The sequence below is a fragment of the Phaeobacter sp. LSS9 genome (assembly GCF_003443595.1).
GTDB lineage: Bacteria > Pseudomonadota > Alphaproteobacteria > Rhodobacterales > Rhodobacteraceae > Phaeobacter > Phaeobacter piscinae.
On record NZ_CP031956.1, the window covers coordinates 1,755,536 to 1,768,500 of the forward strand.

Consider the following 12,965-nt stretch of genomic DNA (forward strand, 5'->3'; position numbering starts at 1 on the left):
CCGGACGGCTTCCCCCTATAACAGGGAGACTACCATGAAATTCACACATATCGCACTTGCCAGCTCGGTTCTGGCCTTTGCCGCAAGCGCAGGTTCTGCCTGCGAGATTTCGGCACGGGTCAATATCGTCGGCAATGAATTCCCCGCCATCCATTCCGTCGCCGATGCGGCCAAAGAATGCACCGGTGGCGAGGTCAAGGCCAACTTGACCGCAGACCATCAGAAGATCAATGTTGCGGGCATGACCGGCAATCCGGCGGAATACACCTCTGCCATCATCGCCAATTCCTCCATCGTGGCCCTGATGAACGAAGACGTCATCCGCCCGCTGGATGATCTGGTCGCCAAACACGGTGACGGGCTGCAGAAAACCCAGCTGATCACCATCGATGGAAAGATCATGGCCGTGGCCTTCATGGCAAACGCCCAGCATCTGGTTTATCGCGCCGACGTGTTGGAAGAGATCGGTGTTGAGCCACCCAAGAGCTATGAGGACCTGCTGGCAGCCGCCAAGATGATCCGCGAAAAGGGCCTCATGGAGAACCCCGTAGGCGGTGCCTACAAGGCGGGTTGGAACCTCGCGCAGGAATTCAACAACATGTACCTGGGCCACGGCGGTAGCTTCTTTGAGCCGGGCAGCGCCAAGGTCTCGATCAACAATGAACAGGGCGTGGCCGCTCTGGAAATGATGAAGTCGCTGGCGGATTATATGAACCCCGACTTCCTGACCCATGACTCCAACGCCACCAACGCTGAATTCCGGGCCGGTAATGTCGCACTGATGAACATGTGGGGCAGCCGCGCCGCCACCTTGGCGGATGCCGATGGTGTTGTGCAGGAGGTGAAGGATCACACGGCCATCTCCGGTCCGCTGACCGTGGCCGGTGGGTCTGATGCGGCCTCCACCCTGTGGTGGGATGGCTGGACTGTTGCCAAGAACATTCCCGATGCCGAAGCCGAAGCGACTTTTGTCGCCCTGACCCACGGCATCCGCCCCGAGATGCTGAACGAAGAAACCGCCCCTCAGGCAGTCTGGTTGATCGACGGTTATGAGCCCACCGATGCCGCTCAAGGTGTCTTTGAGGCCGTGCAGATGAGCACCAGCCCCTACCCGATGCTGCCCTACATGGGTCTGCTGCATACTGCGCTGGGTGCTGAGCTGAGCGATTTCATGCAGGGCAAGGAAAGCGCTGAACAGGCTCTTGCTGATGCAGAAGCAGCCTATACCGCTGCCGCCAAGGAAAAAGGGTTCCTCAACTAAGTTGAGGCCCAACCGGCAGAGGGGAGCCTCCCCTCTGCCACCACCACCTGAACTCTGGACATCGGTTTGTCATGAAACACCGCACCTTTTTCTGGTTCTTTCTGCCCACCGGGCTTGCGATGCTCTTGTTCATCGCGCTGCCCATCGTGTCGGTGTTGTTCCAGTCCGTTCACACCCCCCATGACGCCGTTCTGGTGACGGTTGAAAACTGCGGCCCCTTCGGCTGCAAAGAGGAAACCACCATCGACCAGGAGGCGACACGTGCCCTGCGCGATGCGGAGCCTCTGGGCAAATTTGTCGGCCTGCAGATCTATCTTGATCGTGGCCACCTGGCTGTGGCCGAGGTGGCAGAAGCCTGGCGCAGCACCGACAGCATCGGCGATTTCCTTGGCGAAATCAGCGACCTGCCTTTTTACCGCGCGATGGGTTTCACGCTGACCTACACCTTTACCGTGACGCCGCTGCTGATCGTGCTGGGTCTGATGATCGCGCTTGCCGTGAATTCGCTCAACCGACATCTGAAGGGGCTGGTGATCTTCTTCTCACTGCTGCCCATGATCGTGACACCGCTGATTGGCTCTCTCATCCTGTTCTGGATGATCGACAGCCGCGGTGTTCTTGGGTCGGCGCTGCAATATCTGACCGATGATCCGACCCTATCTCTCAAGGCCTCCACCGGGCTGACCTGGATCATGCTGATTGTCTATGGGGTCTGGCACTCGGCTCCCTTTGCCTTCGTGGTCTTCTACGCCGGTTTGCAGACCCTGCCGCAGGACCAGCTGGAAAGCGCGCAGATCGACGGCGCCACCCGCTGGCAACGCGTCCGCTACGTTGTGGTGCCGCATCTGATGCCGCTGGTGACCTTTGTTGCGCTCATTCAGCTGATGGATAACTTCCGCGTCTTCGAACCGATCGTCGGCTTCAACGCCGAGGCCCATGCGACGTCTTTCAGCTGGATCATCTTCAACGATATGGGCGGTGAAACCCGGCTGTTGTCCTCTGCCGCGACCACATCCGTTCTGACCATTCTCGGCGTTGCCGTACTGCTGACCCCGGTGCTGATCCGGACCTGGCAAGATTTCAAGGGGAAGACTTAACATGAGCAGTTCCGCCGCCACCCGCCGCCCATTGGGCCTGCGCCTGCTGGTCAATGGTTTCATCTTGTTCTGGCTCATTCTCGCAGCCTTCCCGTTTCTCTGGACCTTCTGGGGCTCTTTCAAGGTTGAGCTGGATTTCTTCTCCATCGCGGACTGGACAAATGCGCTGACCGGTACGCTGACCAAGGCAACCCACGGCTCATCCTTGACTGGCGCCGGCTACGAAGGGGCCTGGGTCCAGGAAGAATTCTGGAAAGCAGGCATCAACACCACATTGGTCTGTATCTTTGTGGTGATGACCTCGCTGACGATCGGGACGCTGGGTGGATATGCCCTGTCCCGCTCCGGCTATCGTTATACCTTCTGGCTGCTGATCACCGCGCTGATCTTCCGCGCGATGCCGCCGATCACCCTGGTTGCGGGCTACCTCTTGCCGTTTTTTGAATGGAACCTTTGGGGGCATCTTGCAACGACAGTTATCGTTCTGGTGGCGATCAATCAGCCCTTCACCCTGTGGATGCTGCACTCTTTCTTCCAGTCGATCCCCAAGGAACTGGACGAAAGTGCTAAGGTTGATGGCTGCACACAGTTTCAGGCCTTCCGCCATGTGATCATCCCGGTGATGTGGCCCGGCGTCATCACCACAGGCCTGTTCTCCTTCCTGCTGGCCTACAACGATTTTGCCGTCACCTCGATGCTGCTGAGCAAGGACAATCAGACCATGATCCCCAAGATCGCCAGCTTCATGGGCACCACCCAGACCGAAGGCAACGTGATGTTTGCCGTGGCCGCCGTGGTCTCCGCCACCGCCCCGCTGTTTGTGCTGGTGATGTTCTTCCAGCGCCAGATCGTCAGCGGCCTGACCGCAGGTGCGGTCAAAGGATGAGCGCATCTTTCCGTCATAACGCCCTCGGCCGCCATCCGGCGCTGAACAGGATGCCAAGGGATTTTCTGTGTGCGGGATCTCCTCCCCCCATCACAGATTTTCCCTTGGTAGACTGAAAAGGATAAGACCAATGAAAGGCTCTCGCCCAGAACAAGCCGTGCTGACCAAAGACACGGATATGAGCAAGACAGACGACACCCGCCGCGTCATCGAAGAGATGGTGGATGGGCTGAACGACCACCGCATCGGCGATATCGGCGAGTTTTTCTCCGATGGCTTTCGCTGGATGGGCAATCAGGGGTGCGGCACCAAGACCGGGCTGAAGGAATTCCAGGACAACTGGCAGCGCCCGTTTCAGGCAGCCTTCTCCGACAAGGTCTGCATCGACGAGGCCCGCCTCTACATGGGCGAATGGGCTGCGGCCTTTGGCCGGCAGGAAGCCACCCACAGCGGCACCTTCCTGGGCATCGCCCCCACCGGCAAACGGGTTGAGATCCGTTACATGGATTTCTGGAAAGTCGTTGACGGCAAGATCGTGGACAATTGGGTCAATGTCGATTTCACCCATGTCGCCGCCCAGCTTGGCGTCGATCTGTTCAACGGCGAAGGCTGGGAAGCATTTGATCGTGGCGAAAAGCAACCGCCGCGACCCGACAACAAAGGATAAATACGATGGCGATTGACTATCTCAAACGCGGCAAACCCGAAGCAGACCGGGCCGAGGATGACGCCAAGACCGCCTCTGTAGTGGCCTCAACGCTGAAGGATATCGAGGCGCGTGGCGATGCAGCTGTGCGTGAGTTGGCCTGCAAGTTCGACAACTACGACCGCGACAGCTACCGGCTGAGCGAGGCGGAGATTGAGGCGATCATCGCCAAGGTTTCCCCCCGCGAGATGGCAGACATCCAATTCGCACAGGATCAGGTGACCAAATTCGCGCAGGCGCAGCGTGACTCCATGCTTGATATCGAGGTGGAGCCGATGCCCGGCGTGATCCTCGGCCACAAGAATATCCCGGTTCAATCCGTCGGCTGCTATGTGCCCGGTGGCAAATTCCCGATGGTCGCCTCTGCACATATGTCTGTGGCCACCGCAAAGGTCGCAGGTGTGCCCCGCATCGTGGCCTGCACCCCGCCCTTCAACGGTGAGCCAAACCCCGCCGTAATCGCGGCGATGCACCTCGGCGGCGCACATGAAATCTATGTGCTCGGCGGTATTCAGGCGGTGGGCGCCATGGCCATCGGCACCGAGAGCATTGCCCCGGTGCATCTGCTGGTGGGGCCCGGCAATGCGTTTGTTGCCGAAGCCAAACGTCAGCTGTTTGGCCGCGTGGGCATTGACCTCTTCGCGGGCCCGACCGAAACCATGGTCATCGCCGATGACACGGTTGACGCCGAACTCTGCGCGACCGACCTTCTGGGGCAGGCCGAACATGGCTACAACAGCCCCGCCGTTCTGGTCACCAACAGCCGAGCCCTTGCCGAAGAAACGCTGAAAGAAATCGACCGGATCCTCACCATCCTGCCCACCGCGGGGACCGCCCGCGTCAGCTGGGAGGACTACGGCGAGGTGATCCTGTGCGACAGCTACGACGAAATGCTCGCGGTGGCCGATGATATTGCATCGGAGCATGTTCAGGTCATGACCGACCGCGATGATTGGTTCCTCGACAACATGACCTGTTACGGCGCGCTGTTCCTCGGCCCGCGCACCAATGTTGCCAATGGTGACAAGGTGATCGGCACCAACCACACGCTGCCGACAAAGAAGGCCGGGCGCTACACCGGTGGTCTCTGGGTGGGTAAATTCCTGAAAACCCACTCCTATCAGAAGGTTACCAGCGATGAGGCTGCAACGCTGATCGGCGAATACGGCTCGCGCCTGTGTATGCTGGAAGGCTTCGTGGGCCACGCCGAGCAATGCAACATCCGGGTCCGTCGCTATGGCGGGATCAACGTGCCTTATGGTGAGGGCGCCCCTTACCGCGACGCTGCTGAATAAATATCCAAGATCTGCCGGGCGGGGGGAATCCTGCCCGGCATCAAAATGCCTCCTACTCATTCGGACCAATGATGGACCATCCTAGCGCCCATAAAGCTCTGTTATCTCAACTATTCTCGGCGATGCGCGATTTTTCGGCGGACCCGGTGCAGAGCGCGATGACAGCCCTTTTTTCTGCCGAAGCTGAGATCCATCTCTGCCACCCCATTGGTGATATGACCGGCCCGGATGCGCTTTATCGGACGGCTTACGCCCCCTTGTTGCGCGCCATGCCGGATCTGGAACGGCGCGACTGGATCGTTATGGCCGGCGAAACCGCCAAAGGAGAGCAATGGCTGGGGGCTGGCGGGCATTATATCGGAACCTTCGTGGCACCTTGGCTGGATATTCCTCCAACCGGCCACATCGCCCATATGCGATACCATGAATTCTATCGCATCTCAGATGGAAAAATCGTCGAGATGCAGGCGATCTGGGACATCCCGGAGCTGATGATGCAGGCCGGTGCCTGGCCCATGGCGCCCTCACTCGGGCGGGAATTTTTTGTCCCCGCCCCCGCGACGCAGGACGGGTTTGTCCCCGGACCATGGGACCGGGATCGGGCGACAGCGTCCTGCGACCATATCGTGGACATGCTGGCCCATCTGACGCGCCACCCGGCGCAGGGTGGCCCGGAGGTCATGGAGATGGAGCGTTTCTGGCATCCGCGTTTCAACTGGTACGGCCCCGCCGGGATTGGGACTGCGCGCGGTGTTTCAGGCTTTCGTAACTGGCATCAGATCCCCTTTCTCAACGCGATGCCGGATCGTGGCGCCAAGGATGAGACGCTGGATTTTCATTTCTTTGGCGATGGCGATTATGCCGCTGTCACCGGCTGGCCAAACATGCGCCAGAGCCTGTCGGCGGATGGCTGGCTGGGGCTTCCCCCCACCGGCCAGATGATTGACCTGCGCAGTCTTGATTTCTGGCGGATGGAGAATGGGTTGATCCGGGAAAACTGGGTTTTGGTCGACCTGCTTGACCTCTATGCGCAGCTTGGCGTTGACGTGATGGCCCGACTGCGCGAGTTCAACAAAGCCCGCAATCCGGGCCTCATCCCACAACTCGGAGATCGCCTGTGACCCTGCCCCGCACCCCTTCTTTCCGTCTTGATGGCAAACGCGCGCTGGTGACCGGGGCCAGCTCCGGTATTGGCCGTGCCTGCGCCGTGGCCCTGGCCGAGGCCGGGGCCCATGTCACCATTGCTGCCCGCCGGATTGAGCCGCTGGAGGCTCTGGTAACGGAGATGCAGGCCGCCGATATGCAGGCAGAGGCGATGGTTCTTGACGTTGCTGACATCACCGCCACTCAGGCCAGCATTGATAAGTGTGTCACCCAAAACGGCGCCTTTGACATTCTGGTGAACTCCGCCGGACTGGCGCGCCATAGCCCTGCCAGCGACACCACTGAGGATGATTTCGACGCGGTGATCGACCTGAACATCAAGGGTGCTTATTTCCTGACCCAGGCGGTGGCCAAGGGGCTGATGGCCGCCGGTAAGCCGGGATCCCTCATCAACATCAGCAGCCAGATGGCCAAGGTCGGCGGCCTGGACCGGGCCGTGTATTCTGCGACCAAACACGCGGTTGAGGGTTTCACGAAATCCATGGCCATCGAATGGGGGAAATCGGGTATCCGGGTGAATACCATCTGCCCAACCTTTATTGTAACGCCGCTCACGCAGTCCACCTTTGACCGCCCCGAACGCCGCGCCTGGATCGAGAGCAAGATCCAGCTGGGTCGCATCGGTGAGGTGGAGGATATCATGGGTGGCGTGGTTTACTTGGCCTCTGACGCCTCGGCCCTGATCACCGGCACCGCGCTGATGATCGATGGCGGGTGGACCGCAGAATGACCGCCGCGAAAGTCACCTCTGCCGATGTGGCGCGGCTTGCGGGTGTCTCACAATCCGCTGTCAGCCGGGTCTTCACCCCCGGAGCCTCCGCGTCGAAAAAAACCGTGGACAAGGTTCGCGCAGCAGCGGAATCCCTGGGCTACAGGCCCAACTCTTTGGCGCGCGCCATGGTCTCGGGCCGGTCGCGTATCATCGGGTTGGTGGTGGCCTATCTGGAGAACCATTTTTATCCGGAGGCACTGGAGAAACTGTCCAACGCGCTTCAGGAACGCGGCTACCACGTGTTGATGTTCATGGCCCCCAACACTGCCCCCAGCATCGACAATGTGATTGAGGAAATCCTCGATTATCAAGTTGATGGCATTATCGCCGCCTCGGTCGCGATGTCGTCGGAGCTGTCAGATCGCTGCCGCGCCGCCGGTGTGCCGATGGTACTGTTCAACCGGTCGCAAGATGACCAGAGCATGTCAGCCGTCACCTCGGACAACTACGCAGGCGGGCGCAAGGTCGCGGAGTTTCTGCTGGCCGCCGGACATCGCAAGATCGGCTATATCGCCGGCTGGGAGGGCGCCTCGACCCAGCGGGACCGCGAAACGGGGTTCTGCGAGCGTCTGGCCGAAGACGGGCTGACACTGCATGCCCGTGGCGTAGGTAACTTCAAGATGGAAACCGCCGCCGAAGCCACCCGCCAAATGTTCACCGGCGACCACCCCGATGCTGTGTTTGTGGGCAATGATCACATGGCCTTTGCGGTGATGGATGTGCTGCGCTCCGAACTGGGGCTTTGCGTGCCGGGAGATGTTTCTGTGGTGGGATATGACGATGTGCCTACCGCCGCCTGGCCCGCCTATGACATGACCACAGTTCGTCAGCCCGCCAATCGCATGGTCTCGGCTACGGTGGATATTCTGCTGGACGAAGTCAACGGTGCGCCGCAGAGGCCGCGCCGCATTGCCATTGATGGCCCACTAATTGTTCGCGGCTCTGCCCGCATTCCCGAAGGATGGAAAAATGAAGGGTTTTGATCCCAAATTCAAAGACTTCCCCGATTACATTATCGGTATCACCAAAGAGATCTGGGAAGATCGGGGTATTGCCACCCTGCACGACTACTACGCGCCCGACATCGTTGTGCGCTCGCCTGCGTCGGTGGTCACCGGTAACGAAGGGGTCATTGCGGCTACCATGGCCACTCTGGCTGAATTCCCAGACCGCACCCTGCTGGGTGAAGACGTGATCTGGTCCGGCACCCCAGAGGAGGGCATGCTCTCGTCCCACCGCCTGTTGTCCACGGCAACCCATCTGGGCGACGGCGTCTATGGCAAAGCAACAGGCAAGAAGCTCACGTACCGTATTATCGCCGACTGCCATGCGATCGACAATCAGATCAATGATGAATGGCTGATACGCGACCAAAGCGCGATCGTGCAGCAGATGGGCTGGGACGCCAAAGATTATGCGCGCGACCTGATCGCGCGTGAGGGCGGGCCCGATGCTTGCCAACAGCCCTACACACCAGCCACCGATCAGCCTGGCCCCTATAAGGGACGGGGAAACGACAATGAATGGGGACAGAAATACGCGGACATCCTTACCCGGATCATGAACGCCGACATGCGTACGATCGAAAGTGAATACGACCGTGCAGTTCAGTCGGAATACCCCGGCGGTGCCACCGGCCACAGTTTTGGCCCTGTGGATCGGTTCTGGATGGGGCTGCGTGCGTCCTTCCCAAACGCCAAGTTCACCATTGAACACCAGATTGGCCGTGATGATCCCATGATGCCCCCTCGCGCCGCATTGCGCTGGACCCTGCATGGCAAACACGACGGCTGGGGCGCCTTTGGCAAGCCAACCGGCGCCGAAGTGTTCATACTGGGGGCCAGCCATGCTGAATTCGGTCCCTGGGGCCTGCGCCGGGAATACACGCTGTTTGACGAAACATCGGTCTGGAAACAGATCCTGCTGCAGACGGGCGACCTCTGAGTGAACGCGCAGACCTCATATCTGAATGCCAGTCAGGCGGCGCGGCGCTATCATACGTACCGGGCTTCCCTGCGCGCGCGCCGCCTAAACAACCGCCCTCCCGGGGTGCGGGTTTGAACCCTGTCAAACCCAATACCCAAAACGGAGAAAACACATGAGCACTATTCAAGACCGCATCGTCCGCTACGGTGAGTTGCGCCCCTGCAAAACCGCCTTCATCGACGCGCATACGCCCGGTTCCGACCAGAAGGAAAACTTCACCATCATCGGCGGCGGCGTTTCCGAAAGCCCGGACCAGCATGTCCATATCACCGACCAGATCGGGTTCAACATTGGCGCTGCAGGCCAGCCCCCGAAATGCCGCAACTCCCTGCACAGCCACACCACCGCCGAAGTTTTCTTCGTGCTGAAGGGGCGTTGGCGCTTTTTTTGGGGCCGCCATGGGGATGCCGGTGAATTTGTCGCCGAGGAAGGTGATATCTTCAACATTCCGACTGGCATCTTCCGTGGTTTTGAGAACATCGGCACCGACTACGGGATGATCATGGCCGTGCTGGGCGGTGATGATGCCGGCGGCGGTGTCACATGGGCACCGCAAGTGATCGAGGACGCCCGCGACCACGGGCTGGTCTTGGGTGAAAACGGCGTGCTCTACGACAGCAAGAAAGGGGTATCCCTGCCCGACGGCATCAACCCGATGCCTTTGCTGAGCGAGGAGGAGCTGGCTGCATTCCCGGAGGTCCCCGTTGAGGCGGTGGTGCGTGACTATGTGGCGCGGTACTGGGATCTGATGGCGTTGGCCCGCGACAAACCGGCCAAGGTGATCGGTGCAGATGCGCTCCTCAAGGACAAGCCCGGTTTCTGCGTCGATTTCCTGACCCGCGGCTCCTTGCCTGCTGACATGCACAGCCATGATCAGCACACTGTGTTGATGCCGGTGCGCGGCCACTGGCGGCTGCGTTGGGAGGGGGGCGAAACAACCCTCAATCCCGGCGACACGGCATTGATCAAGGCGGGTGAGAGCCACAGCCTGGAACCCTCCATGACCGGTGAGGCCAGCCTCTACCGGGTCACCGCCACCGATGATCCGGCCGGCGCCACCTGGACCGGCAGCTAAAGCAACTGCCCCCGCGCATACAATCGTAGCGCGGGGCGATCTCAGGGCAGCGCCCCCGCGCCACCGATCTGATTTGAGGACACTAGGCACATGGTCAAGACAACCCACGTAGGCTCCCTTCCCCGATCACAGGAGGTGGTCGATTTCATCTTTGCCCGCGAACGGGAGCAGCCGTTTGATCAGGCGGAGTTCGATGCCTGCATGCGCGCTGCGGTCAGCGATACGGTCAAAAAACAGGTCGAGGCCGGGATTGATATTGTCAGCGATGGCGAGACCTCCAAAATTTCCTATGCCACCTATGTAAAGGACCGCTACACCGGGTTTTCCGGTGACAGCCCGCGCAACGCGCCTGCCGATCTCAAGATGTTCCCCGGGTTTCTGAAACGGCTCGCGGATGATGGCAGCACGCCGCAATATGCCCGTCCCATGTGCACCGGAGAGGTCCGCTCCAAGGGGCAAGGAGAGCTGGAAAAAGATATCGCCAATCTGAAATTCGCGATGGCAGAGCATGGCGCGGATCGCGGGTTCATGAATGCCGCCTCCCCTGGTGTCATCTCCCTGTTTTTGCAGAACGATTACTATTCGACGCGCGAAGCATATCTGGCCGCGCTCGCCGATGCGATGAAGGCCGAATATGAAACCATCGTCGGTGCCGGGCTTGACCTGCAACTGGATTGCCCGGATCTGGCGCTGTCGCGTCACATGCTGTTCACGGATCTGAGCGATGATGAGTTTGTGAAAGTCGCCCAGATGCACGTTGAAGCGCTGAATCACGCGCTGTCCGACGTACCCGCCGAGAAGGTTCGCGTGCATATCTGCTGGGGCAACTACGAGGGTCCACATTGCTGCGATATCTCTATGGAGAAGGTCTTTGCCCCGCTGATGGCGACCAAGGCGCGGTATGTGCTGTTTGAAACCTCCAATCCCCGGCATGCCCACGAATGGACGGTGTTCCGCGACCACAAGGCGCAGATCCCCGATGACAAAGTGTTGGTGCCCGGCGTTGTTGATACCACCACAAATTTTGTCGAACACCCGGCGGTCGTCGCCCAGCGTATTGAGCGATTTACCGATATTCTGGGTCAGGACCGGGTGATTGCCGGATCAGACTGTGGCTTTGGCACCTTTGCCGGGTTTGGCGCGGTTGATCCCGATATCGCCTATGCCAAACTCTCAGCCCTGTCCGAAGGCGCAAAACTCGCGGCAGGGCGGGCGTGACACCGCTTCTGCTGCTCCCCGGCATGATGTGTGATGCGCGACTGTTCCAGCCGCAGGTCGCAGCATTGTCGGGTCATGTCCCATTGATGACCGCCCCTATCGGGCAGGGCGACAGCATGGCGGCCCTTGCACAGGCGATACTGGAGATTGCCCCCCCACAGTTTGCCGTTGCAGGGCTGTCCATGGGGGGCATCCTCGCGATGGAGATAATCCGGCAAGCCCCCGAACGCATTCTCGGCGCTGCTCTGATGGACACCAACCCGCGGGCCGAAGCGCCCGAAGTGCAGGCCTGCAGGGAGCCGCAGATAGCAGCGGCACACGCCGGACGGCTGGAACAGGTGATGCGCGAAGAGATGAAGCCCAACTATCTGACCGATGGACCAAACCGGGCTCAGATCCTTGATCTCTGCATGGCGATGGCGCTCGATCTGGGGCCGGAGGTGTTCGTCAACCAGTCCAAGGCGCTGCGGGATCGCCCTGATCAATGCGACACGTTGCGCCAGTTCGACCGACCTACGCTGGTGCTCTGCGGGCGAGAGGACTCGCTCTGCCCACCGCACCGCCATGAATTGATGCACGACCTGCTCCCCCAGAGCCATCTGGAAATCCTCGATGGTGCCGGTCATCTGCCGACGCTGGAAACCCCTGACCAAACCACAGCGGCCCTGCGTCGCTGGCTGGAGAGCCTATGACCCCGACACTTCTGAACCTGCTGCGCCACGTCGACACCCCTACTGTTTGCAACGCGATTGAGGTCGCCGAAGGCAAACGCGGCTTCAACGCATTCACCCGCGGCACCATGCTGGCCTCAGCACCCGAAGCAGGCGCCATGGTCGGCTATGCGCGGACCGCCAGGATCTCGGCGCTGGCGCCCCCCACCGAGCCGCCCGAGGTGATCAAGGCACGGCGCATGGATTACTATCGCCACATGGCAAACGGCCCCCGCCCCGCCGTAACAGTGGTTGAGGATGTTGATTTTCCCAACTGCATTGGCGCCTATTGGGGTGAAATCAACACCACCGTTCACAAAGGCTTCGGTATCAGCGGCGCCTTGACCAACGGGGTGATGCGCGATCTGGGTGACCTGCCCGAGGGGTTTCCGGTCGTTGCCGGATCTATCGGCCCATCGCATGGGTTTGTTCACGTGAAGGAAATCGGCACACCTGTCACGATTTTTGGCCTCCAGATCAGCGACGGCGATCTGGTTCACGCCGATCGCCACGGCGCGCTGGTTATTCCACCCGCGGTTCTGCCGCATCTTGAGGGCGCAATCCGCAAGCTGCTGGAGACGGAAAAGCTGGTGCTGGATCCCGCCCGCCAGGACGGTTTTGACTTTGAGGCCTTCGAAGCCGCCTGGAGTGCATTCGAGGCCGCGCGCACCTGAGCGATCGGCCGGTGCCGCAGACGAGTCCGCACCCAGAGCCATCATTCTAGAGCCGCTCTACGAAAGGCTGATTGATACTTGCATTTGCCCTACCCCTGACCCAACCGCGTGCATCGCAGGG

13 protein-coding genes are annotated in these 12,965 nt (G+C 60.2%); all 13 read left to right on the forward strand.

The annotated features are described in order from the left end of the window. Positions 1 to 34: 34 nt before the first annotated feature. Positions 35 to 1,261 (forward strand): ABC transporter substrate-binding protein, encoded by a 1,227-nt coding sequence (locus D1820_RS08380; protein WP_118068517.1) that lies wholly within the window; start codon positions 35 to 37, stop codon positions 1,259 to 1,261. Positions 1,262 to 1,332: 71 nt separating this feature from the next. Continuing rightward, entirely contained in the window at positions 1,333 to 2,358 is a 1,026-nt protein-coding gene (locus tag D1820_RS08385) for a carbohydrate ABC transporter permease (protein ID WP_096872300.1), read from the forward strand. 1 nt (position 2,359) lies between these two features. Beyond that, positions 2,360 to 3,244 (forward strand): carbohydrate ABC transporter permease, encoded by an 885-nt coding sequence (locus D1820_RS08390; protein WP_096872302.1) that lies wholly within the window; start codon positions 2,360 to 2,362, stop codon positions 3,242 to 3,244. A gap of 130 nt (positions 3,245 to 3,374) precedes the next feature. Further along, positions 3,375 to 3,911 (forward strand): ester cyclase, encoded by a 537-nt coding sequence (locus D1820_RS08395; RefSeq protein WP_118068518.1) that lies wholly within the window; start codon positions 3,375 to 3,377, stop codon positions 3,909 to 3,911. A gap of 5 nt (positions 3,912 to 3,916) precedes the next feature. Then, positions 3,917 to 5,245, forward strand: coding sequence for a histidinol dehydrogenase (gene hisD, locus D1820_RS08400; protein ID WP_118068520.1), 1,329 nt, complete (start codon positions 3,917 to 3,919; stop codon positions 5,243 to 5,245). 158 nt (positions 5,246 to 5,403) lie between these two features. Next, positions 5,404 to 6,366: an ester cyclase gene (locus D1820_RS08405; protein WP_118070111.1), complete on the forward strand. Its 963-nt coding sequence runs from the start codon at positions 5,404 to 5,406 to the stop codon at positions 6,364 to 6,366. Further along, positions 6,363 to 7,139 (forward strand): SDR family NAD(P)-dependent oxidoreductase, encoded by a 777-nt coding sequence (locus D1820_RS08410; RefSeq protein WP_118068522.1) that lies wholly within the window; start codon positions 6,363 to 6,365, stop codon positions 7,137 to 7,139. The genes D1820_RS08405 and D1820_RS08410 overlap by 4 nt, the downstream gene beginning before the upstream one ends. Next, positions 7,136 to 8,164: a LacI family DNA-binding transcriptional regulator gene (locus D1820_RS08415; RefSeq protein ID WP_118068523.1), complete on the forward strand. Its 1,029-nt coding sequence runs from the start codon at positions 7,136 to 7,138 to the stop codon at positions 8,162 to 8,164. The genes D1820_RS08410 and D1820_RS08415 overlap by 4 nt, the downstream gene beginning before the upstream one ends. Then, the gene (locus D1820_RS08420; protein WP_096789696.1) at positions 8,151 to 9,125 is read left to right on the forward strand and encodes an ester cyclase; all 975 of its coding nucleotides are present in this window, start codon (positions 8,151 to 8,153) and stop codon (positions 9,123 to 9,125) included. The genes D1820_RS08415 and D1820_RS08420 overlap by 14 nt, the downstream gene beginning before the upstream one ends. Positions 9,126 to 9,279: 154 nt before the next feature. After that, positions 9,280 to 10,242, forward strand: a complete 963-nt coding sequence (locus D1820_RS08425; protein WP_118068525.1) for a cupin domain-containing protein — start codon at positions 9,280 to 9,282, stop codon at positions 10,240 to 10,242. 90 nt (positions 10,243 to 10,332) lie between these two features. Then, on the forward strand, positions 10,333 to 11,460 hold the full coding sequence (locus D1820_RS08430) for a cobalamin-independent methionine synthase II family protein (RefSeq protein WP_118068527.1): 1,128 nt from the start codon (positions 10,333 to 10,335) through the stop codon (positions 11,458 to 11,460). Next, complete coding sequence (locus D1820_RS08435) at positions 11,457 to 12,152, forward strand: alpha/beta fold hydrolase (protein ID WP_118068528.1); 696 nt, start codon at positions 11,457 to 11,459, stop codon at positions 12,150 to 12,152. Before D1820_RS08430 ends, D1820_RS08435 begins: the two co-directional genes overlap by 4 nt. Continuing rightward, entirely contained in the window at positions 12,149 to 12,844 is a 696-nt protein-coding gene (locus tag D1820_RS08440) for an RraA family protein (RefSeq protein WP_118068530.1), read from the forward strand. The genes D1820_RS08435 and D1820_RS08440 overlap by 4 nt, the downstream gene beginning before the upstream one ends. Positions 12,845 to 12,965: the final 121 nt, after the last annotated feature.

What these genes read in the sequence shown, in the direction of transcription:
- D1820_RS08380 (WP_118068517.1), top strand. Translation starts at nt 35, where the DNA reads ATGAAATTCACACATATCGCACTTGCCAGCTCGGTTCTGGCCTTTGCC.
- D1820_RS08385 (WP_096872300.1), top strand. Translation starts at nt 1,333, where the DNA reads ATGAAACACCGCACCTTTTTCTGGTTCTTTCTGCCCACCGGGCTTGCG.
- D1820_RS08390 (WP_096872302.1), top strand. Translation starts at nt 2,360, where the DNA reads ATGAGCAGTTCCGCCGCCACCCGCCGCCCATTGGGCCTGCGCCTGCTG.
- D1820_RS08395 (WP_118068518.1), top strand. Translation starts at nt 3,375, where the DNA reads ATGAAAGGCTCTCGCCCAGAACAAGCCGTGCTGACCAAAGACACGGAT.
- hisD (WP_118068520.1), top strand. Translation starts at nt 3,917, where the DNA reads ATGGCGATTGACTATCTCAAACGCGGCAAACCCGAAGCAGACCGGGCC.
- D1820_RS08405 (WP_118070111.1), top strand. Translation starts at nt 5,404, where the DNA reads ATGACAGCCCTTTTTTCTGCCGAAGCTGAGATCCATCTCTGCCACCCC.
- D1820_RS08415 (WP_118068523.1), top strand. Translation starts at nt 7,136, where the DNA reads ATGACCGCCGCGAAAGTCACCTCTGCCGATGTGGCGCGGCTTGCGGGT.
- D1820_RS08420 (WP_096789696.1), top strand. Translation starts at nt 8,151, where the DNA reads ATGAAGGGTTTTGATCCCAAATTCAAAGACTTCCCCGATTACATTATC.
- D1820_RS08425 (WP_118068525.1), top strand. Translation starts at nt 9,280, where the DNA reads ATGAGCACTATTCAAGACCGCATCGTCCGCTACGGTGAGTTGCGCCCC.
- D1820_RS08430 (WP_118068527.1), top strand. Translation starts at nt 10,333, where the DNA reads ATGGTCAAGACAACCCACGTAGGCTCCCTTCCCCGATCACAGGAGGTG.
- D1820_RS08440 (WP_118068530.1), top strand. Translation starts at nt 12,149, where the DNA reads ATGACCCCGACACTTCTGAACCTGCTGCGCCACGTCGACACCCCTACT.